The 21155-nt window shown below is 45.9% G+C and carries 21 protein-coding genes, 1 pseudogene and 1 CRISPR repeat array; of the genes and pseudogenes, 7 read left to right on the top strand and 15 right to left on the bottom strand.

Features of this window, described 5'->3' with window-relative positions:
* The first annotated feature begins 23 nt into the window (after positions 1-23).
* Positions 24-245 carry a hypothetical protein gene (locus tag DXZ20_RS03010; protein ID WP_163696329.1) on the top strand — a complete coding sequence of 74 codons (222 nt, stop codon included), beginning with the start codon at positions 24-26 and terminating at the stop codon, positions 243-245.
* Positions 235-624: a type II toxin-antitoxin system VapC family toxin gene (locus DXZ20_RS03005; RefSeq protein WP_163696328.1), complete on the top strand. Its 390-nt coding sequence runs from the start codon at positions 235-237 to the stop codon at positions 622-624. Before DXZ20_RS03010 ends, DXZ20_RS03005 begins: the two co-directional genes overlap by 11 nt.
* Before the next feature lie 252 nt (positions 625-876).
* On the opposite strand, the gene DXZ20_RS03000 is transcribed toward DXZ20_RS03005, so the two are convergent.
* Positions 877-1116, bottom strand: coding sequence for a helix-turn-helix domain-containing protein (locus DXZ20_RS03000; protein ID WP_163696326.1), 240 nt, complete (start codon positions 1114-1116; stop codon positions 877-879).
* Positions 1117-1227: 111 nt separating this feature from the next.
* Here DXZ20_RS03000 and DXZ20_RS02995 point away from each other — a divergent pair, with 111 nt between their 5' ends.
* The gene (locus DXZ20_RS02995; RefSeq protein ID WP_163696325.1) at positions 1228-1428 is read left to right on the top strand and encodes a hypothetical protein; all 201 of its coding nucleotides are present in this window, start codon (positions 1228-1230) and stop codon (positions 1426-1428) included.
* Positions 1429-1558: 130 nt separating this feature from the next.
* Positions 1559-2454, top strand: a pseudogene (locus DXZ20_RS02990) (hypothetical protein).
* A gap of 381 nt (positions 2455-2835) precedes the next feature.
* Positions 2836-4840: a CRISPR direct-repeat array (repeat unit 37 nt; unit sequence GTTTCAGTCCCGGTTGTCGGGATTAGTGTTTGGCGAG).
* Between the two features lie 230 nt (positions 4841-5070).
* Here DXZ20_RS02990 and cas2 read toward each other — a convergent pair.
* The 9 genes from cas2 to cas3 are packed head-to-tail and all read right to left on the bottom strand — an operon-like array spanning position 5071 to position 14921.
* Positions 5071-5364, bottom strand: a complete 294-nt coding sequence (cas2, locus tag DXZ20_RS02985; RefSeq protein WP_163671356.1) for a CRISPR-associated endonuclease Cas2 — start codon at positions 5362-5364, stop codon at positions 5071-5073.
* Positions 5364-6341 (bottom strand): type I-D CRISPR-associated endonuclease Cas1d, encoded by a 978-nt coding sequence (cas1d, locus tag DXZ20_RS02980; protein WP_163696323.1) that lies wholly within the window; start codon positions 6339-6341, stop codon positions 5364-5366. Before cas1d ends, cas2 begins: the two co-directional genes overlap by 1 nt.
* Before the next feature lie 8 nt (positions 6342-6349).
* Positions 6350-6937 carry a CRISPR-associated protein Cas4 gene (cas4, locus tag DXZ20_RS02975; protein WP_163696320.1) on the bottom strand — a complete coding sequence of 196 codons (588 nt, stop codon included), beginning with the start codon at positions 6935-6937 and terminating at the stop codon, positions 6350-6352.
* A gap of 22 nt (positions 6938-6959) precedes the next feature.
* Positions 6960-7202: a hypothetical protein gene (locus DXZ20_RS02970; protein ID WP_163696319.1), complete on the bottom strand. Its 243-nt coding sequence runs from the start codon at positions 7200-7202 to the stop codon at positions 6960-6962.
* A gap of 40 nt (positions 7203-7242) precedes the next feature.
* Positions 7243-8043 carry a CRISPR system precrRNA processing endoribonuclease RAMP protein Cas6 gene (cas6, locus tag DXZ20_RS02965; RefSeq protein WP_250565576.1) on the bottom strand — a complete coding sequence of 267 codons (801 nt, stop codon included), beginning with the start codon at positions 8041-8043 and terminating at the stop codon, positions 7243-7245.
* Entirely contained in the window at positions 8027-8758 is a 732-nt protein-coding gene (gene cas5d / locus DXZ20_RS02960) for a type I-D CRISPR-associated protein Cas5/Csc1 (RefSeq protein WP_163696315.1), read from the bottom strand. Before cas5d ends, cas6 begins: the two co-directional genes overlap by 17 nt.
* 12 nt (positions 8759-8770) lie before the next feature.
* Positions 8771-9760 carry a type I-D CRISPR-associated protein Cas7/Csc2 gene (gene cas7d, locus DXZ20_RS02955; RefSeq protein WP_163696313.1) on the bottom strand — a complete coding sequence of 330 codons (990 nt, stop codon included), beginning with the start codon at positions 9758-9760 and terminating at the stop codon, positions 8771-8773.
* A gap of 47 nt (positions 9761-9807) precedes the next feature.
* The gene (gene cas10d, locus DXZ20_RS02950; protein WP_163696311.1) at positions 9808-12765 is read right to left on the bottom strand and encodes a type I-D CRISPR-associated protein Cas10d/Csc3; all 2958 of its coding nucleotides are present in this window, start codon (positions 12763-12765) and stop codon (positions 9808-9810) included.
* A 32-nt stretch (positions 12766-12797) separates the two neighbouring features.
* On the bottom strand, positions 12798-14921 hold the full coding sequence (cas3, locus tag DXZ20_RS02945; protein WP_163696310.1) for a type I-D CRISPR-associated helicase Cas3': 2124 nt from the start codon (positions 14919-14921) through the stop codon (positions 12798-12800).
* A gap of 114 nt (positions 14922-15035) precedes the next feature.
* Here cas3 and DXZ20_RS02940 point away from each other — a divergent pair, with 114 nt between their 5' ends.
* Positions 15036-15980 (top strand): helix-turn-helix transcriptional regulator, encoded by a 945-nt coding sequence (locus DXZ20_RS02940; RefSeq protein WP_163696308.1) that lies wholly within the window; start codon positions 15036-15038, stop codon positions 15978-15980.
* 158 nt (positions 15981-16138) lie between these two features.
* On the opposite strand, the gene DXZ20_RS02935 is transcribed toward DXZ20_RS02940, so the two are convergent.
* On the bottom strand, positions 16139-16366 hold the full coding sequence (locus DXZ20_RS02935; protein ID WP_163696305.1) for a helix-turn-helix domain-containing protein: 228 nt from the start codon (positions 16364-16366) through the stop codon (positions 16139-16141).
* Between the two features lie 106 nt (positions 16367-16472).
* On the opposite strand from DXZ20_RS02935, the gene DXZ20_RS02930 reads away from it, so the two are divergent.
* Entirely contained in the window at positions 16473-16748 is a 276-nt protein-coding gene (locus DXZ20_RS02930; protein WP_163696590.1) for a hypothetical protein, read from the top strand.
* 20 nt (positions 16749-16768) lie between these two features.
* On the opposite strand, the gene DXZ20_RS02925 is transcribed toward DXZ20_RS02930, so the two are convergent.
* The 4 genes from DXZ20_RS02925 to DXZ20_RS02910 form a co-directional block, all read right to left on the bottom strand.
* Positions 16769-17044: a nucleotidyltransferase domain-containing protein gene (locus tag DXZ20_RS02925; RefSeq protein ID WP_431732066.1), complete on the bottom strand. Its 276-nt coding sequence runs from the start codon at positions 17042-17044 to the stop codon at positions 16769-16771.
* Positions 16990-17418, bottom strand: a complete 429-nt coding sequence (locus tag DXZ20_RS02920) for a nucleotidyltransferase substrate binding protein (RefSeq protein ID WP_250565575.1) — start codon at positions 17416-17418, stop codon at positions 16990-16992. Before DXZ20_RS02920 ends, DXZ20_RS02925 begins: the two co-directional genes overlap by 55 nt.
* A gap of 129 nt (positions 17419-17547) precedes the next feature.
* The gene (locus DXZ20_RS02915) at positions 17548-18345 is read right to left on the bottom strand and encodes a PhzF family phenazine biosynthesis protein (RefSeq protein WP_163671369.1); all 798 of its coding nucleotides are present in this window, start codon (positions 18343-18345) and stop codon (positions 17548-17550) included.
* Between the two features lie 197 nt (positions 18346-18542).
* Complete coding sequence (locus tag DXZ20_RS02910; RefSeq protein WP_163671370.1) at positions 18543-19274, bottom strand: tetratricopeptide repeat protein; 732 nt, start codon at positions 19272-19274, stop codon at positions 18543-18545.
* A gap of 353 nt (positions 19275-19627) precedes the next feature.
* Between DXZ20_RS02910 and bchB the strand changes: the two genes are divergently transcribed.
* Positions 19628-21154 carry a ferredoxin:protochlorophyllide reductase (ATP-dependent) subunit B gene (gene bchB / locus DXZ20_RS02905; RefSeq protein WP_163671371.1) on the top strand — a complete coding sequence of 509 codons (1527 nt, stop codon included), beginning with the start codon at positions 19628-19630 and terminating at the stop codon, positions 21152-21154.
* The last annotated feature ends 1 nt before the right edge of the window (position 21155 follow it).

Genomic DNA, 21155 nt, shown 5'->3' with positions numbered 1-21155 from the left:
TTAAGTAGGTTTGGAGTAGTGTGATGACCACCAAAGAGTTAATTTTGCGAGAGTTGGAGCAGCTACCTGAAACGCTTTTAAAGGCTGTGCTGGACTTTTTGATTCTTTTAAGGCCAAAGCAAACTCAGGCTGCAAACGATAAACCATGGATGCAGTTTGTAGGCATTTTGGATGATGCTGAGGCTAAAGATATTCAAGAGGTTATCACTCAGGAATTTGAACAGGTTGATTTAAATGCGTGGTGAAATCGCCTTGGATACTTCAGTAGCGATTCAGCTGCTTAACGGTAACGAGGCTGTTGTTGAAAAAGTGAGTCAGCTATCCAATGTTCTTTTACCGTTGCCTGTTGTTGGCGAGTTGTTGTTTGGAGCTGAGAACTCTGGTAGGCCACTTAAAAATCTAGCTCGGTATTTACAGTTTATCGAAGCGTGTACTGTGGTTCCTATGTCCCGTGAGACAGCGCTTTGTTACTCACAGGTACGGCTGAGCCTCAAGCGAAAGGGTAAACCCATTCCCGAGAATGATGTTTGGATTGGTGCTCAATCGTTGGAAAATCAATGGACTCTGGTAACTCGAGATAAGCATTTTGAGCATATTGATGGTATTCAAATTGCTTCTTGGTAAAACAAGCTTTTCTATTAACTTCCAGATGTTTTTTGTGAGGCAAATTTTTCAAGTAAAACTTTGCTCGGTCTGTTAGATAGAGATACTAATTTGTTAGCTAAAGCCACTGGCACAATAGCATCGTCATACATATCGCATTTCAACTTCTGGATACTTACCAAAATAGGCTCAAGTTTTTGATAATCCTCTCTGCGTGGCTCCATTACTTGAGTAACTTTTTATTCTCATTATCCTAAGTAAATTCAAGGGTTTTCAATCTAGACCTTGAGCTACATCACCTAAATACTTCTGAACAAATGTTTCAGCGGCCTCTGAGTTAAGTGTTCGTAGCGCTTTAACAATATCCACCAACGTCTCAGAGGTAGGATCACGCATCTCATGTACCCAACGATACACATTTGTACGCTCGATACCCAATGTGGCAGCGAGGCTGTATTGACTAATGTCGTAGGTTTCTAAAACCTGCTTTAAAACACGTCCAGCTTTTCCCATGACACACATCGTGTCAGAGGATCATGCACCACAAAAGTATACCTATTAGTTGACGTATGCCTAGTGGACAACTAAATTAAAAGCGTGAACCATTAGGTATATGTGTCGACTATGCAACTCCGAAGCTTTTTAGCCTTGTCTGATCCTGCTATTTCTCCTGAGTCAGTCCTCCAGCTCTACTCAGTTCCCAAACCTGATCGCGAGCCCGTCAAAATCCTTATCATCGGTTCCCAGGCCGCCGTCAACACCATCATCCACAGCCTTCACCATCACCACTTTGCCGACCCCTATAGCCCAAGGGGCATGCGCTAAAGCGTAGCGAATGGACTCAGTTTTTACCCACCGACCGCCCCATTCAGCCCCAATCCGGCGAATCTATGCGGGCACTGGTGAAGTATTTGCCCCGTTAGTAGACTATTAAAAGCTTTTCGCTAAACACCCTATGGTTCGCTGGTTTAACACAACAGGTCCCTGTGATACCGAGATTCACTACACCGTGACATCCAGTAGCCGTCTGCCAAATCTAGAACGCCTCATCGCTCAGCGCAACTATTTCGTCCTCCATGCCCCCCGGCAAGTGGGTAAAACCACCGCTATGCTTGCCCTGGCTAAAAAACTAACCGACTCAGGGCAGTATGCCGCCCTGGTCGTCTCCGCAGAACTAGGGGCTCCCTTTTCAGACGATCCAGGAGTGACCGAGCTAGCCATGCTAAACAGTTAGCGCGGCAATGCCCACATGCACTTACCCAAAGATTGTCAGCCGCCATCCTGGCCAGAATCATCAACGGGGCAACGCATTGAAGCTGCTTTAACAGCTTGGAGTCAGGCGATTCCAAGGCCGCTAGTCCTTTTTATCGACGAAATAGTTTGCCAATGATTGCACCCACCTGGCTGACGGCAGCAGGCCAGCTGGATACTAAAGCGCTGCTAGATGCATTTTTAGCTTTTTGGCGACAGCATGGTGAACCATTGCTCAATAGTGCGGCGTATCACGAAATTGCTCCCCATCTGGTGCTGATGGCATTTTTACACCGGGTGGTAAACAGTGGGGGCACATTGGATCGCGAATAAGCCATTGGTAGCGATCTCATGGATCTTTGCCTATGTTATGGCGATGTCATCCTGGGTATTGAGCTAAAAGTATGGCGAGACAAAAAGGCTGATCCTCTAGAGCAAGGTTTGGAACAGTTAGATCACTATTTGACCCGCTTAGATCAAGACCACGGTTGGCTAGTGATCTTTGACCGTCGTACTCAGGCACTCCCCATGGCAGAACGTTTAGCCACAGAAACTATACGGTCAAATGGGCAGCGGTCAATTACCATCATTCGAGCGTAGAGGTTAGAGTAATGAATCGGGTATACCAAACCTGATCACCCCATAGGGTTTCGCCTATAGTAGCCTTATTATCGATAAAGTAGTTGTCGGGATTAGTGTTTGGCGAGCAAGCGCTGTTAAACAAAACCCTGAGAGCGACTATTCACCCCCAGGGAACAGGTGCGTTGCAGCAGCTAGAGCTGTTTTGCCGTGACTCTAGCTGCGTAACGTAGACTACCCAATTGGCAGTCTATGTCCTATAGTACGATCATGCCGCTCACTTATGCGCAGATAGTACTAACGCCCAGCCCAGTGCTGGGCTTTTTTTGTCTGCCTGTGCTTCACGCCCTACCAAAAGACTCCAGGGCTTACTCGCTCCCAGAGGGCAGGTGTGCTATGCAGGCTTCAGTCCCGGTTGTCGGGATTAGTGTTTGGCGAGTCCTTGGTTTTGGGCAGAGACTTCTTTCTATAGGATTCGTTTCAGTCCCGGTTGTCGGGATTAGTGTTTGGCGAGCCTATCGCTGGAAACTGTTTTGGATTAGAAGCAGGGTTTCAGTCCCGGTTGTCGGGATTAGTGTTTGGCGAGTTTCATCAGTTCCATAATTCACAAGTACATTCAGCCGTTTCAGTCCCGGTTGTCGGGATTAGTGTTTGGCGAGCTCACTCAGGACCCAAGAAAGCGTCAGGCCGAAAGGTGTTTCAGTCCCGGTTGTCGGGATTAGTGTTTGGCGAGCCCAATTACTGTGGTTATGGGTACTGGGGAATAGAGTTTCAGTCCCGGTTGTCGGGATTAGTGTTTGGCGAGAGCTGAACTTGACGACTATTCGGAATAACTAGAATGTTTCAGTCCCGGTTGTCGGGATTAGTGTTTGGCGAGCCAAATTACAATCGACTAAACAAAAAACGAGCCATGTTTCAGTCCCGGTTGTCGGGATTAGTGTTTGGCGAGCTCAGACTACGCCTATTGATGATATGTCCACTGAAGTGTTTCAGTCCCGGTTGTCGGGATTAGTGTTTGGCGAGTTTCTCTATCGCTTCCATCAACGAAGGCGACCGCCTGTTTCAGTCCCGGTTGTCGGGATTAGTGTTTGGCGAGGATGTCTGCATGAAACCTCTAGAATGTCAACTGCTGTTTCAGTCCCGGTTGTCGGGATTAGTGTTTGGCGAGTATTACTTTGGTAGAATAGAAATAAATGTGGTGATGTTTCAGTCCCGGTTGTCGGGATTAGTGTTTGGCGAGCTTTCAATTCTCATTTTTGTCGTTCCTCGTCCTTGGTTTCAGTCCCGGTTGTCGGGATTAGTGTTTGGCGAGGGGAATACTTACTATTCCCCATGGCTAATTCCTAAGTTTCAGTCCCGGTTGTCGGGATTAGTGTTTGGCGAGCTGCGGCTGTGACATCCAGCGTGGAACCATCAATCGGTTTCAGTCCCGGTTGTCGGGATTAGTGTTTGGCGAGTGTGAGGATTTAAGAGTAGAGACAAGGTTAGGGGAGAGTTTCAGTCCCGGTTGTCGGGATTAGTGTTTGGCGAGCAACGTAACCCTTACTATATAGATTTTGTCGCAGGTGTTTCAGTCCCGGTTGTCGGGATTAGTGTTTGGCGAGCAGCCGCTACACCGCCTACAGCTGGGTATGGATTGCTGTTTCAGTCCCGGTTGTCGGGATTAGTGTTTGGCGAGGAAATAGAAGTAGTCCCCCTGCCGTCTCGCTGGGGCGTTTCAGTCCCGGTTGTCGGGATTAGTGTTTGGCGAGTTGAGGCCCGTTTTTTGGCAGCCTCAACGTTGCGGAAGTTTCAGTCCCGGTTGTCGGGATTAGTGTTTGGCGAGCTATCAACGCCGGATTTCATCTGGGGCAATTGTCTGTTTCAGTCCCGGTTGTCGGGATTAGTGTTTGGCGAGGCTCACCTGTATCGATAATGTTTCTAGGCGATGTGTTTCAGTCCCGGTTGTCGGGATTAGTGTTTGGCGAGGTGGGCTTACAAGAGCAAAGGCAAGTGGTTTATAGCGTTTCAGTCCCGGTTGTCGGGATTAGTGTTTGGCGAGTTGCGATGGGCTGAGTGATGATAGCCACGGGAAAAGTGTTTCAGTCCCGGTTGTCGGGATTAGTGTTTGGCGAGCCCCCGGAAAATTGGCAGGGGCAGCCCCAGGAGCAGGGGTTTCAGTCCCGGTTGTCGGGATTAGTGTTTGGCGAGTCCCTGAAAGACGTTCAAGACCAACTCGAAGCGCTTGTTTCAGTCCCGGTTGTCGGGATTAGTGTTTGGCGAGGTTAAAGCCCTTTTGAAGTACTTATCAGCTCAGGAAGTTTCAGTCCCGGTTGTCGGGATTAGTGTTTGGCGAGGTTTCTCTAGTTATCTACTCATGATGTGTGCTGTGTTTCAGTCCCGGTTGTCGGGATTAGTGTTTGGCGAGTCCGTAGGCCCAAACGCTTACCAGATAAGGCTTCTACCTGTAATTTTGGCAAAGGTCAAAACCAAGCAGTAGATTGATCTGATTGCGATCGCAACCCATCCATCTAAGAAACCTAAAACTATTCAATTATCAAGGTTCTAGCCATTTGGCAAGCCCCAAGGGATTTTGCCCTCACTTCAGTTTGCCAAACAAATCAGAAATCAGGCATTAGCCATTTAGAAAAATTAGCATCACAGAATAATAGCCGTCTCCTGACGCGGTTGCTCAGACCCATAGGTAATCGTCCGCTTAACGGCTCCCGAATCCAAGACATAGACTCTAACAGAATCCTCATCTGGCTTGATCAACGTCTCTACTTGAGTCTGTAACTTAGCAAACTGCATAACTGTCAGAAAACACTCAAACACACTGTACTGAGTCCAGGTACCATAGCCAGATAAGAGCTTATGCAACCGATTACGGCGTTTATTAGCAGCTTTAGAATCAGGTAGGTCGTAAATAATTAGGTAAAAGAGCGTCGTCATTATCGCAACATCAAACCCTTATACTCAATTCCCTCTTGCAGATATTTAGCCAACAATCTTGCCTGTAAAATAATTGCCCGTCGATAGCTACACCGATAACCAAAAACAGGATGTTTAAACTCATCATTCATTTTACGATCAAAAGCCTGCAAAAACGACTTGCGACCATTATCTGACAACCGATAAGCCCCCAAACTCTCAGTAAAATCTTTTTGTTGAATCGCACGATTGTTAATGGCTGCTAGAACCAAGTTGTCAGCGATCAACGGACGAAGTTCTTCCATCAGGTCTAGCACCATAGCAGGCTGGCCATGATGAACCTCATGAAGATAACCAATATAAGGATCAAGGCCAGCAATATGGACCGCCGCCGTAACTTGACTGCGTAAAAGCGCATAGGCAAAACTCAACAACGCATTGACCGGATCAGTAGGCGGTCTACGATTGCGTCCTGTAAATTGCCAGGACTTGTCTAACATGTTTGCCCAATTTGCAAAATATTCGCGAGCCGCCAACCCTTCTATCCCACGTACTTTATCCAAGGTTTTCTGTTGAGCAACCATGTCCTTGCGTTGTTTTAGTGGATTATCTTTTTGGCCATGGCGATAAAGCACCGCATACTGGTTATGGATTTTGGCAGTAATCATTGCCTTCACCAAGAGTAACCGTTGCTCAGTATCGCGATACATTCCATACTGAGCAAGCCGTAGCTGACCATTCCGTGAGTGGCCAGGCAATGCAGCCCCCAAATACTTACCAAAAGTCGATAGATAGTGCACTGGCATGCCTAGCTCTAAGGCATACATTAAAGCATCGCCCGTTACCTGGGGATTGCCCATTAACACTACCTGCTCTACAGTCTGAGCAGGAATCGATTGTTTTTTCCACGAGCCATCCTCTTGTTTGAGAACAACATTGAAAGCTTCGTACTTTTTGCTAAGAACAGCGTCCGGTTGAGTAATATAAAGAGAAGACATGGTAAAAATTAGCGGTGGACACTAGCTTGGAGAGATTTGGTCTCCATCGGAAGACAAATTTCCTGAAGGCTGCATGCTTGACATTTTTTGCGATGATCGATGGGGGCAGGAATCGATTGAGTAACGGCTGCTTGAGCATTCGCGATCGCACCCTCTGTTGCCTGTCTTAACGCATCGGTAAAAGCTACATGCTCGCGTCGACGATTAGCATGGTAAAAAATCTCGCCATAGTCAATCGTTCGACCTGTGCGTTCTTCGATGCATAGGGCAGCGGCACAGAGCTGAAAGTGATCGCTAAGGTGTTGGCCCATACGACCTTTTTTATATTCGAGGGGAACAAGCTGACCATGGGTTTCTTCGACGGCATCGATTTTGCCGGAGACCATCAGACGATCGCTCCAGACCCATTGTTGTTGGTAAATGCGCGTATCGCCTTCTTGGTGAATAGTCTCTTCATCAATGTTACGATGGAGGTGACGACCCATAACAAGATGGGCATTGTCTTGCATTTCGCCAAGTTCGTATTCAAGATAAAAACGACGAGGACAATATTCCCACGCATTCAGGTATGCGAGGGGAAGATAATGTTCATTCATGGTTAGGGTGAAAGGGCTGCGACTAAAGTTTATATAGAACTTCTCGTCTTGAGGTTTCGCTGGCCAGGTTTACGTAGGGTAGGATTTCTTCGATGCGATCGCACAGTTCCTGAATCCGGTCTAGTCCACCTGGAAAGCGAGGTAGGTCCAGCCGTTTGCGGCTCAAGGTATAGCCTAGCTCCTGGGCCAGTTCATCAGCCGGTATCTTCAGCTCAAAGATTTTGCTAAAGGTATAAGACTGATCGGGCTTAAGCACCTGAGTCATGCTGTACTCCTTGACTTGCTGTGGGCTTGATCTGGTTTCATTATCGTTGTTTAAGACGGGTTTGGCCCATACCCATGGCGGTTTTACGGCCTACGCCTGCAAAATAGGCAAAGTGGGCCAATATATTGGCAATCCGAGCTTGCTCTGGATCGGGAAAGTTATATTTAACCCAGCCAACTGAGCCGATTTGGGGACCTCCTTCCATTCGAATGGCTTTGGTTTTAAGGTCGTAGGCAGCAACCCAACCATTCCATTGGATTTTGGGAAAGGCTAAGGCTTCTGGGGCAAAGGTGTTCCAGCGTTTGAGGAGGCTACCGAAGACGCTATGGGCTAAAGGAAAGGGTTGAATGTGTTGGTCTTGTTTGAAGCTGGTGGGAGAGAGAAATTCAAGGGTAATGTCCTGACCAAGACTGGGGGCTTTCGCTAAAAGTGAATACTGGGAAGAGCCGACATGAGGATGACTTCCTGGCATGGCATATATTGCCTTGATGGAAAACGGGAAATCTACCATGACAACTTTCCCTAGTCCATGATTTTCTAGTCCCTTTAGTAGGGGTGAAATCAGGTCTCCATGCAAAATGCCTGCTCTTAAGGTGAATTCATCACCCGCCTTGACAAAGTTTTTTTTACGGCGATGCCCAATCAGCCCTGAAATACTCAGGGGGGCTCCCTGGATGTTATGCACTTGACTACCCAACTCAGGATCCGCATTACTTAGCCAGGTCATAATCTGAGCATGGGTGGCACGGTTTAGGTTTCTGGGTAAGGCACCTTGTTTTGATGCGACTAGTTGTATTGCGATCGCATGCAAATTATCTGATTCACTAAGCTGTGGCAGCATATCCAACTCCATAGGCTAAATCAGCCGGTAAATTTTTCCCGTTAGGCAATTGCCAGTAGGCTCCTTCTAGCTGGGCCTGACTCACGAGGCTCACAGGTGGCATCACAATGCGGTCATAGAGCTTTAGCTGGGTCTGTGGTGGTAAATCCATAGGGTTCAAAGGATGAGTACAGATGAAGGTTCCTTGTTTTCGCTCGATATCAGCCAGAGGAAAATATTGCACATGGATTTTCCCGGCCCATTTTCCTAATCGAATCCATTGCGGTAGAGTCTTTATCTCTAGCGCTTGAGGTGAGATTAAATATGTGCGGTAGGTACTCCCCACCGCTAGCTCTTTGGCACGACCAAAATTGATTGGATAGTTACGCTTGGCTCCTTTGGCACCAAACTGTTTAGACTGGCCATAATAGGCAACCTGAGCCGCCTTAAACGTATTCACTTGATAGCTCCACCGCAATGGTTTTGCAGGAAAGAGATACAGCCCTGAACCATTCAATTGCAATAGATTTTGCTCATGGTCTGGATCAAGATAGCCTGGTTGTTGGGCTGTCTTACCCTGCATTCGATAAGGACGGGGAATATGAGTTTCTGAGAAAAAAGCATAGGTTAATGCCCAATTATGTAAGTACTTCTCAGTTTCATAGAGTGTCCCCATTTCACGGGTGGCAAAAAAAACATTGTCATGGAGTGTGAGATTGCATTGATAAATATGCATGTCTTTGACTCCCTATTTCTTCTTTTTGCCTTTGGCCATTGCGCCATAGGTCGTGGCATAGGCAGTGGTTTGCTCATATAGGGTCTGAAGCTTCTCGCTAAGTTGAGTTTCATCCTGATAAATGGCAGAAACCTCTCCAAGTAACTGGGTTAACTCATCACCAAGAATAACTTGATTTTTACGCACAGGTTCATTCTCTAATAGTGGCTCAATTAGTCCAGTTGCACGTTGGCAGAGTGTGTCAATCGGTGCTGATAGATCTGACTTACTGGCATCGTATAGAGCTTGAGTAAAATGTAAGTTACTGAATATTTCACCATCAGTAAAGACAATGCCAACAATATGATTTTTGACCGTTCCAGTTCGAGTCTCTTGAGCCCCATACCGTCGGGTGCGCAGTAAATTACCCAATACATATATAAAGCCCTCTAAAGTCGAATCCTTCAGAGTTTCAACCGTTGGAAAGGTGACTTCAGGCAAAATATGGTCCAGCTCATTAATAGAACTCCGCATCTCACCCTTTTCACTCATGGTTCCACCTTCAAACGGTGCATTAAAGGTAAAACTTTTGTGAGAGATTTCGTAGGGGCTTAACGAAAAAGCAGAATCCGAATAAACCTTAGATCGTTCAGAGCCACTATCACCAATGGCAAAGCCGTAAATAATACAGTCTGGACAATGTTTACAAGATTTTTCGCCATTGTATTCACAATATTTGGCTTTATCAGTTTCGTCTGCACTGGTCAGGTCCAATGCCCTTAGCAGTTCTCTTCCAGCTAGTCGTTCCGGTGTCGTCTGTTTCCGTTTGAACATGACTAAGCGACTAATTGTCTCTTTAGTTTTAGCACCAGCCTGTGTCCTTGCTGTATTTAGTACACCATCCGTTTGAAACACTGGAAATGACTGACTATGACGTAGCATCAAAAAGTGAATGTATTTACCAGAGGCAAGACGGGGAAAGGCACTATGCAATTCAGGCTTTAACGTTTCGAGAATAGACATAACACAAAGTTCCTTTGATGAATTTTGGTGGGCTTCTTTGGACAAAATTAGGCTGCTGATTCAGTTTCTGTTTCTGATTCCGCTTCTTGCTGTACGTCTTCTAAATTCAGCATCAGATAGGCGAACTCAACACCAGACTTGATTCTGTTTCGATTTTCCTGAAGTAAGGCAATATCCTTTTGGTACTGTTCCTTAAACAGCTGCTCGACACAGGTAGTCATAAATTGTTGAATGGCTTGCAGTTCCAGTGCTTTGCGTAGAGCAATATCTTTGGACTTATCTAGCAAGAGAGGTCTGGTATAAACTTCCTGACGCTCAAGCGCATCTTTGAGCTGGCCAGCCCCTTCTAAAATCAAGTCTTCTTCAGGAAGATCTGGCGGTACAGACAAAATAGTGTCAAGAGCTTTTGTCAGAGGCAGCAAAATTGCATGACTTGATGCGGTGCTACGGACTTTATAAAACTGTCGATATTCCTGAGCTAGGCGCTTAACGAGAGATATCTGTTCTTCCATGATGGCATCTCCTTGAGACCAAAGTTGAGCATATTTCCAATAACGTTGGGCGTCGTCTGGAGTAGGATCACGTTTTCGTTTACGACAGCCTGACTCTGCCAGGCTAAAGAGATTCAGGACATTACTCATTAGCTGTCGCACGGTGTCTGGCAAGGCGCGCCAGCGTGGATCTGGTTTATCAGCCTGGTTTTCTAAGTGAACACTGTAGGCGATCAGTAGACGCTGCATAAAATCTTCGATGCGTTGAATACGTCCCTGGTGATGTTCCTCTAGGTGAATAGCATCAGGTAAGTTGAGAACACTCCAGAAGTTAGCAAGGCCATCTAATTTGATAGATTCTCTAAAATCGCTGTCACTTCGATATAAAGGTGTTTGGCTAGCTGTGGCTACCACTTTAATCCCTAAGAACTTGGCAATTACAAGGGAGAGAAAGGCAGGCTCTGCCCAAGCATCGGTATGGGTTTTACCTCGTGTTGTGGTGTAACTAATACCCAAGAAGGGTAAGTCTTGTTTAGGTCCTGTGCTGCCATATATCTGTGTATTCTTTAGTTTCCATTCTTCTGGATCAGGTTCTGATAGCCAAGGAAACTGATGTAAGGCATGTATGTCTAAGTTGTGATTAATCCAAAATTTGTGTAATTCCCAAAAGTTAATCTGTCTAAGATCTTTGGCAAATACTCTCACCGCTTGAGCAACTTGGGGAGAATAAACATACGCAGGGTACATGTATAAGAAAATGGGGTTTTGATCTTCCATTTTTCCAGGAGGTACAGCCCATTTTGACTGCCGTAATAGCATTTCAAGGGACCATATTTTGGAAATGCCTCGTTTGATTTGGCCACCACCTAACGGATTCTTATTACTGTATTGCTGAGGCTTAAAGAGAACGACAGAGTCCATCTGATCTTCTGAGATAAACTCACCTGAACTTAGAGAGCAAATGGGCTGTTTGGAAGCTTTGGTTTTAGCAATGGTATAGCGCTCTAGTTCTTGCTGAAATGAACCTCCTATACTATCCCAACCAGATATTTCAAGATACTGATCGAGGTAACTGAGAAAAGCATCTTTAGTCGAATTAACAGTTTCTGGTAATAGTTGTTTCTCTATCGCCCAGTCAGCAAGCGCGGTAGAAAATTGGCCCAACATTTCAGCAAACTGCTCTGTGTCCAATGTTTGATGTTTTAGAACATATTCAGCGGCAGCTCGGTACCAACCATAGTTAACACCACCTTTTTGTACCTGGGTTTGTTCAGTCGTTATTTCATCCTGAATTTTTAGCTGCTCTAGAACCCATGGTGTAAATTCAGGCGTTTTACTAAAAAATTCCTTTTGAACAAGACCAATGAGCTCTGCTAACTGGTCGCTCCGTATGTCAGATCCTGCTGCTAAGCGTTCTAGCTCAGATTCACTTAGCTCCAGACTAGCAAGTCGTTTTGGTGTTGCTGGGGCCTTATCATTTCTGACTTTGGCTGTAATTACCTCTGGTAATCCTCGAATAAGCTGCTCAGGGGAAAATAGCTCTAATGTTTGAGGGGAAACCTTTACACCCTTACCATCACGTTTGAAGCCAATATTTCCCCCTAACATAGCACCAGAAAGTATTTTTTCAATGGCATTCCATAAAACACTTTTCAGTTTTTCAGATTCTGGAACTTTTGTTCCTTGGGGTGCTAAGTATACAGCTCCCTGAGCAAAATATAAGATTGGCTGCCACTTTTCCTGTTTGGTAAATGCTAAAACAGCATTATGTATACCATTGCTTAAAATGCCGGTCACATCTCGCAGACGATGATAAACAAGTTTCCGAGGTATACAGAGGTCATCTAAACAATCTTGCAATCGATCACCACGAGTTGTTGTGATAACTTCAGCTGGATTAGTCATATGAACTGCCACATCACCAAAAGTGAGTAGCAGTCGTAATGGATTGAGCAAGCGATGACGACGTAACTTAAAATTTGGCCAGTTTGCTAGGACTAAATTCGAGCCATGTTTACGTTGAGTATTTTGAGCTAAAAATCCAATTTCTGATAAATAGCTTTTCCATTCAGGCCAGAAACTTCCAAAATTGAGTCTTTTCCCCATTTCCTGACAAAGCGCCAAAATACTGTCTACTTCGTAGGCTTTTGGAGAGTCTTTTTCTTCTCCCTGGCAGTATTTATTATAGTCATGCAAGGTTAATCCCAGACATAGTAACCGTTTTTCGTCATCATTTAATGGATTATCATCCAGAAATGGAATTAGGTTCCAGGCAGTTAGTAATCCATTTAGAACGTGTACTAGTAAGCTTTGATCAGCTTTTTCTGACCATCTCTTCGCTGTCTCTTTATGCTTTAAGCGCGAAAGATGAACCTCATAGGAACCACCTAAAGCAGTAATGGAACTAAACTCTTGCTCCATTGAAGGGAGAACTGTGTCAATGAACTGCCGAAGGGTTGGATCTGTATCAGAGGATAAAGTGCTAATCAGTAGCATTTGTAGTAGAGTCGCCATAGTAATAATTAGAAAGGGTGTAAGTGAGTAAATTAGAAGAAAAAAGAATCTGCCTGCTGGCAAATTTTTTTCAGACGACAGTTTTTTTCAAAGGCTTTTAGAAGGAGTGCATCTTGATTAAATGCACAGGCATAAGACTGCTCAGAAGCATCTGTTAAGTGATGCAGTCCAAATAGAGGGCTGAGATATAATATTTTCCCAACATCCCAGTGACGTTGATCTTCTTTAAGGCGTATTAGGAAGGCTAAAACTTTTCTTTGACTAAGAGCACGAACAACTTCAATTTGTGGGTGATTTTCTATCCGCAGACCTTTAATCTGAATTAGATCGCAGCATGTTAGCTGACTACCGTCATAACGGCAACTTAAACGAATATTTAAACGTTCATCTAGCCATTGTTGAACTTTAATGTAGACCTTGGCATAGCTGAAAAACTCTTCTCCATATCCAGCTTTTTCAGCAGCAGCCAAAAAGTCAGACTCTTCAATGATTTCTACATGCGTATAGGGCAACAGCCTGAGCAAATCATAAGTGTAAAAGCGATGGTCATCCCATACAGCGGCTTGTAACGTTGTGCCACCTCGAAATCTCAAAAGCTCTTCCTGGGTAGCTTTGCCAATAGAGTCATTGCCCATGGCATGCCAACATTTGCGGGCACCCTCTAACTTGGCTTCGCTATAGACTGGGATGAGGGCAGAGAGGATGCGATCGCAAATCGGTTCCATCACCTTGGCAGACTCACTCACCTGTTTAATCTGCCAGAGCATTCCTTGAGCCTGTAATGCACCCCACTGTTGACGATATTGCTCAAACTCCTTCGGTTCTTCAAAGACAGAGCGAATCGCATCATTAAGCATTTGTCGCTCAACGACCTGACCCTCATTTAAAGACTTTTCAAGACGCGAATAAATCCAGGGTGCATGACCAGGTAATAAACAAAACGCATGGTACTTGTGAAATCCTTGATGACGCCCCAAACGTCCCAGCCGTTGAATCACAGTTGCCGAATTGTTACTCTCAAAAATCAGCAGGTGAATCTTAAAATCAACACCCACATCCACAGCAGATGTACCCACAACAAGAACAGGATGTGGAGAATCTTTTAATTTTTCCTGCGTCTTGCGCCGTTCTTGACGATCAATCCGTCCACTGATTTCAGTAATTTCAAAATTATCAGGTAGCAACGTTTTCAATAGACGAACAACCCTCCCTGCCTGGGCCACAGAGTTCAAAATCAGCAGACCACGACCGTTGGCTTCAGCAAGCAGTAAATTTTGGAGTAGCCCTACATTATCCTGTAGCCAATCTAAGATTCCTTGCTTTGGTTTTAGTTTTACAAACTCCAGCTCTACAGGCTGTAGTATCGGTCGATACCCTGTCCTAGCTTCGCTAGCGTACTGCCCAGAAATAGACTTCACCTTAAACCCAGAGGCTTCTAATTGCTTAATAAATGTCGTCTTTGGGGTTGCCGATGTAAACAGAAACTTACGCTTTCCCTGGGCAGATGCCCGTATAAAACAGAGACTGTTGAGCACAGCGGCTTCCTGGTGAGGACCAAAGATATGAAACTCATCAAAGACCCAATAATCAGGAAATGTGGCCATCAACATGGGGAGTTCCGCATTGTCATAAGCGGCATTGCGATACCGAAAATGCAGCATCAGATGAAACAGGTCTGGATTCGTTAATAAAACGGGTTTATGTTGAATCGCTAGTTCTAATTCTCGAAAACGATTTCTGTCATTGGCCTTTACCCGACGAGCTAACTCCTGGCCGTAAAGCAAATCAATTCGTTTTTGAGCATTCAGTCCAAATTTTTGGTGATAATCTTGCTGCCCTCGTAGCTGATCTTCAACTAGCTCATTGGTTGGGTATAACCCCACCATGCGATATTGCGAATCAAGCAAAATGGGCAGAGTTGCGGCCAATGATTTACCATCACCCGTCACACTCGTATTAAAAATAATGTCAGCTTCACCATCAAAAACGGCAGCAGCCGTTTCTGCCTGATGACTCGATAGGGGACAGGTGCAATCATCCATCGGTTGAAAATCAGACGATTTGTCAGTTACTCGGCATGATTGCTGGCAACCTAGGGGACAGGCACCAAAACCTGCATTCACTTGTGAATAGAGTGGTTTGACTAGAATCTTCATGGCACTCATCCTTGCTTGCCATATCCTAGACCCTTTCTTAAAATAGATAACGCCATATATTGGCTCTATCTAAATTTATTTTAGAACTCTCTAGTTATTCTGGGAGTCAAAGCGATGCCAGCAGGATTTAATCAACTGAAATTTGCGATCGCAATTCTTCAAAAACTTGCAGAGAAACCATATTTTCCTAAAACCCTCAGTGAGGAGCTGTATCAGTTTTTAGAGGAAAATGGCCAATCCACAGACGACGCAACGCGTAAAATCAGCCGCATGATAGGGAAAATGCGTGACTGTGGCTTTGAAATAAAGAGTGCTCCCAATCGTACTTATGAATTAGTTCAATCTAACTTTCCAGTTATTCTCACTCCGTATCAACGCGAAGCACTAGCTCTAGCCGCCTACATCCTTAATGACATGGGCTTCTCTAGCCAAGCTAGCCAGATACTTCAAATCTCAGGCTTCGAGCAAAGCCAACTACCATCACAGGTAAAGGTCAACTTTAGCCCTCCAGTAGACTACGGAGAAGATCGCCTAGATACCGTTGTCCAAACCCTGCAAGACCGTTTCCAAAAACATCGCCGTTACACCATTCGCTATCGCAGTAGCAGTGGCCAAGAACGTCCCTGGGATCTAGACCGCTCAGAATTACGATTACACAATGGCGTCCTTTACTTATTTGCCTATGCCCCTGACTTTTCAGCTCGTCATCATGATGTCGAAAAAAATCAAATCTTTCGAGTAGATCGCATTCTCACTGTAGGAGCAGCCTCCAATATCCCCTGGGGCAGATTGACATTCCCATCCATCGACTTAACCTACCGAATGACCGGACCACTCGGCAGATATCAACCACGTCGAGCCAATGAAACAATAATCAAACGAGATTCTGCCAAAACTTCCCAATGGGTTGAGATCAGCACAACAGAAGAGTCTTTATTTTGGTTCCGCCAGCGTCTACTCCAGTATGGAGAGAACATACGGCTTCTAGCACCAGAATGGTTTGTCAAAAAGATAGCAGCTGAGATGCTCCGCTCTGCCCAGAATTACCAGACTAATTGAACTAAGTTTCATGGAACAGAAAATTTCTCCCACCAACAATGGGAGTTTTGGATTTCTGCCACTACTGGTGGCAGATTTAGAATTTCTCGCACCATTATCGCGAGTTTTAAACAGGCTAACCGCCAAGGGGTGATGGATTGCCCGAAACAGCTGAATAGCTAAACCTCATCCCCCAAGTAACTTTGCATAAAAGCGTTTGCTGATTCAGGATTCAGAGTCTTTAACGCCCTAACAATCTCAACTACCGTTTCCGCCGTCGGATCACGTTTTTCATTTACCCAACGGTAAACATTGTTGCGCTCCACATTCATCGCAACTGACAGACTATATTGACTAATTTCATAGGACTCAAGCACTTGCTTGAGCGCCTTTCCCGCTTTTCCCATGGGCACATCCTGTCAGAGGTTTTCACCACTGTACCAGCCCAATGGTTGACAGTCGTCCTAGTAGTCGTCTAATTTGATTCTAGACATCCAAATGGACGACGTTGCCATGTACACCAGCTTTCTGGCTACACCCGCTCTAACCACTGAAATAACCACCCCTGAGTCAGCCCTCCAGCTCTACTCAGTCCCAAAACCTGACCGCGAGCCCGTCAAAATCCTTATCATCGGCTCCCAGGCAGTCGTCAACACCATCATCCACAGCCTCCACCATCACCACTTCGCCGAACCATTTGAGTGGACCCAATTCCTCCCCACCGATCGCCCCATCCAACCCCAACCCGGCGAATCTATGCGAGCCTTGGTGAAATACCTGCCCCGTTAGTAAATTATTGACTAGCCGCACTAACATCTACTATTAGATACTTGAGTAGGTTCCTGTTGCTCATCAATCGACGGCTTATTCTCATAGAAAGTAAGCCCAACTCGATTAATATGAGCAATCACATCAGGATTCTCAATATGGCTAAAAATCGATAGGTCAAACAGATATGGCAACAGCAAATCGTCTAGCTGATGTTCGATAGCCAATAACTGTTCATGGGAAATATCCCTACCCATTAGGGTCAAATCAATATCCGACCCTGGCCGATAATTACCTTTAGCTCGTGATCCGTACAGGATAACCCGTTCAATTTTAGTGAACTGTCTTTTATATTTTCTGCAATAGCTTGAGCCGTTGCCTGATTATAAGTATGACTAGTCCGATTTCGCTCTCTAATCATATCCATCCAGCTTCCACCATCTTCAATCAGACCCACATTAAAAGCAAGACGGGTGGCATCCCGTGAGCCATAAATGTTCTGATTACCTTGATACTGCAAATAATCTTTCAAGACATTCCAGGCTAGCTCATGGGTATATTTAAACGACTGGATTAGCCCTTGCTCTTCCAGTTCATTCAATTCACCCTTATCAATAAACTTGGTAAGCTGCGCCAGAGCTCTCTCGTAGTTGGCAAAACGCTGCTTCCATCGAATATCTGGATCTATCATCGGTTAGCCTATCTACCCAGCATTAAATTTCGTTCGGCTCAATCCCAAGGGCGGCTAATCGCTCTTCTAAAGCTTTTGCTCGGCGCTCTGCCACATTGTCTTCATTGGCTCAGTGCTACTTCACCCTAATCACAGCAATAGCTCACCGCGCAGAACCGAGACAGCCTTCCCACTGATATAAATTCGCTTTGGTGTGCATTCTACGTGTAGTACGCCACCACGGGGTGATGCTTGATAAGCGACCATGGTATCTTTGCCCAGTTTTGCTTGCCAATAGGGGGCTAAAGAACAGTGGGACGAACCAGTCACCGGATCTTCAGGAATACCGATGGCCGGTGCAAAATAACGGGAGACAAAATCGTAGGGGGAGTCTCCAACACTGGTGACAATGACACCTTGGTAGGGTAATTTTGCGAGCCTATCTAAATCTGGGGCGAGGTTAGCAACAGCTTGATGCGATCGCAACTCTACCAAATAATTCACATCATTACGCGCCCCATGGACAATATCCGCATGGTTCATGGCCGCCACCATAGCTGGAGAAATAGATGCATCATGGACAGGCTGAGCTGGAAAATCAAGCTGAATGAAATTACCGTTACGAGAGGCCAACAGCTCTCCGCTCTTGGTCTGAAAACGGGCTGTAATGTCAGGCGATAGGTGTCCTTCGCTCCAAAGTACATGGGCACTGGCCAAGGTGGCATGGCCACATAACTCAATTTCATCCGTTGGTGTAAACCATCGCAAACTATAGTTACCCTCATCTTTAAGGGCATAGAGAAACGCCGTTTCTGACAAATTCATTTCCTTGGCAATCTGCTGCATTAGAGATTCATCCAAAGGGGTTTCACTCACACATACGGCAGCTGGGTTACCGCCAAAGGGGCGATCTGTAAAGGCGTCTACCTGAATGACGGGCTGTTTCATCGGTTAGCTGTTAAGGGGACCTGTGGGAAATAGTATCGCGCTGTGGGTAGGGATGGCGGGGAACGGAAAAAATGATAATCATAAAAAGGCCTGGTTTTCTTTTTTGAGAAAACCAGGCCTCAATCTGACCTAAACAAAGTTGTCATTAGAATAAACGAGAATGGGGCACTCCTTGATCATCAAAGCTGCTTAAAGACCTAAAACAGTTCTAACTGATTTCGGAGCGCTGTAGCACGATAGTCATGGCCTGTCGCTTCATTCATTTGAAGTATCTCACTGGCAATGTCTGTTTGCGATAGATAGGCATCCCTGCGCTGGGCATAAAACTCAGCAATGTCAGGATTGAGATTAATGGCACGGGTGTAGGTTGAGCGCGCACCTTCATAGTCCTGACTAATCTGCTGTGCTTGAGCCTCTAACAACAACCGCTGAGACACGGTTGCTGTTTCTACTGTCATTCGATAGCGCACCGTCGATGGCGAGGTTGTCTCAGCAGCTGCAATATCAGTGTCTACGGCGAATTGAGGCTCAACTTCATAATCAAACAGAGGCTCAATCTCGTAGCTCATCGGAGTACCCTTATGCTCACCGGGTAGGGTCAAAACAACAAGATGACTAATCTGTGATTTCTGTGTGGGATCAACCGTGCGATAGCTCACCTGGTTCTCAACAAAAAGAGGCGTATGCTTGCCAGCAACATAAACTGCAACACGACTAACAATACCAGGATTGTTATTGGCTAACTTGAGTTTAATCGCCACCGTTTGCCCCACTTCAGCCGTCAGCTGATGCCTTAGGGGTTGGTAAGTATCCTCTGTTACCAACTTTGTTTCTGTTGCACCGGCCTGTAGCAGCACCTCGGCTGATACGGGCATGGCTAATCCCAGCAATACGCCCATCACACCTAAACTACTGACTATGGACCGCATGTTGGCCTCCTAAGGAACACTGAAGAACATTGATATGGATTACTCCACATGGTAAAGCTACCGTTCCAGAACAATCGGGACGGTATTTGAAACTACATAGGAACTTTATGGCAAAATTTTATGGTACCCAGGAACCTTTGTAGAGCCGTTCCATGGAACGTCCCTACATGATTGCAACGACCCTTCATTTGCATCATTTACTCCGTTAGCTGTAACCCATTCTTACAAACCGTTGCGAATCGTTTAGCGATACCCGTGTCTGATGAAGGACTCCCATATTCTGAGGGTTGGGCTCCCCATCATCGGGACATTGCCCTAACCCATCCCAGAATCTTTCCACCGGAGCGCTGTCTATGAAACTGGCCTATTGGATGTATGCAGGTCCCGCCCATATCGGCACCTTGCGTATTGCCAGCTCATTCAAAAATGTCCATGCCATCATGCATGCCCCACTAGGGGATGATTATTTTAATGTCATGCGCTCTATGCTGTCTCGTGAGCGAGATTTTACGCCAGTAACGACTAGCGTTGTCGATCGTCATGTATTAGCGCGAGGCTCTCAAGAGAAAGTTGTCGATAATATTACCCGTAAAGATAAGGAAGAAAATCCTGATCTGATTGTTCTCACACCGACCTGCACCTCCAGCATTTTGCAAGAAGATCTGGCTAACTTTGTTGAGCGCGCTCAGATGGATGCCCAAGGTGATGTCATGCTAGCAGATGTGAATCACTATCGCGCCAATGAGCTACAGGCGGCTGACCGCACGCTGCAACAGATTGTTGAATTTTATCTAAAGAAGGCGGCCAAGCAGGGAGACTTACCTGTAGAGAGAACGGAAAAGCCGTCGGTCAATATCATCGGCATTACCACCCTAGGTTTTCACAACAACCATGATGTGACCGAGTTAAAACGGCTGATGGCAGACCTGGGGATCGAGGTCAATGCCGTAATTCCTGAAGGTGCTTCGGTCCATGACCTTAAGAATTTGCCCAAAGCCTGGTTTAACCTGATCCCCTATCGGGAGATTGGCTCACTCACTGCCGAATATTTGCAGCGTGAGTTTGAGATGCCCTATGTGGATATTACGCCCATGGGTGTAGTCGAAACGGCCCGCTGTATTCGTGCAATCCAAAAACTCTTAAATGAGCGCGGTGTTGCTGCCAATTATGACCAGTTTATTGATGACCAAACTCGGTTTGCCTCACAGGCGGCCTGGTTCTCTCGCTCTATCGACTGTCAAAATCTGACGGGCAAACGCTGCGTTGTCTTTGGTGATAATACCCATGCTGCGGCCCTCACCAAAGTTCTCTCGCGGGAAATGGGGCTAAAGGTGGTATTAGCGGGTACTTATTGCAAGTATGACGAAGCTTGGTTCCGCCAGGAGGTGGAAGGGTATTGTGACGAGGTGCTGATTAGTGAGGATAATGGTGCGATCGCAGATAAAATTGCCCAGCTAGAACCCGCCGCCATTTTTGGTACCCAAATGGAACGTCATGTGGGCAAGCGTCTCAACATCCCCTGTGGGGTGATTGCTGCTCCCATCCATGTCCAAAATTTTCCCGTTGGCTATCGTCCTTTCCTTGGCTATGAAGGCGCTAATCAGCTAGTCGACTTGATCTACAACTCCTTTACCCTGGGCATGGAAGATCACCTGCTAGAAATCTTCGGTGGTCACGACACCAAGGAAGTCATCACCCACACACTGTCTGCCGATGCCGACTTAAACTGGACAACCGATGGCCTCACCGAGTTGAAACGCGTTCCAGGGTTTGTCAGAGGCAAGGTCAAGCGCAATACTGAAAAATTTGCACGCGAGCAAGGCTATACGGAAATTACGGCTGAAGTCATTTATGCGGCCAAAGAAGCGGTTGGGGCCTAGA

Origin of the sequence: Adonisia turfae CCMR0081 (genome assembly GCF_011009555.1) — a bacterium.
GTDB lineage: Bacteria > Cyanobacteriota > Cyanobacteriia > Phormidesmidales > Phormidesmidaceae > Leptothoe > Leptothoe turfae.
Note: the sequence above shows the minus strand (reverse complement) of the source record. Positions and strands in the feature narration are given on the sequence as shown.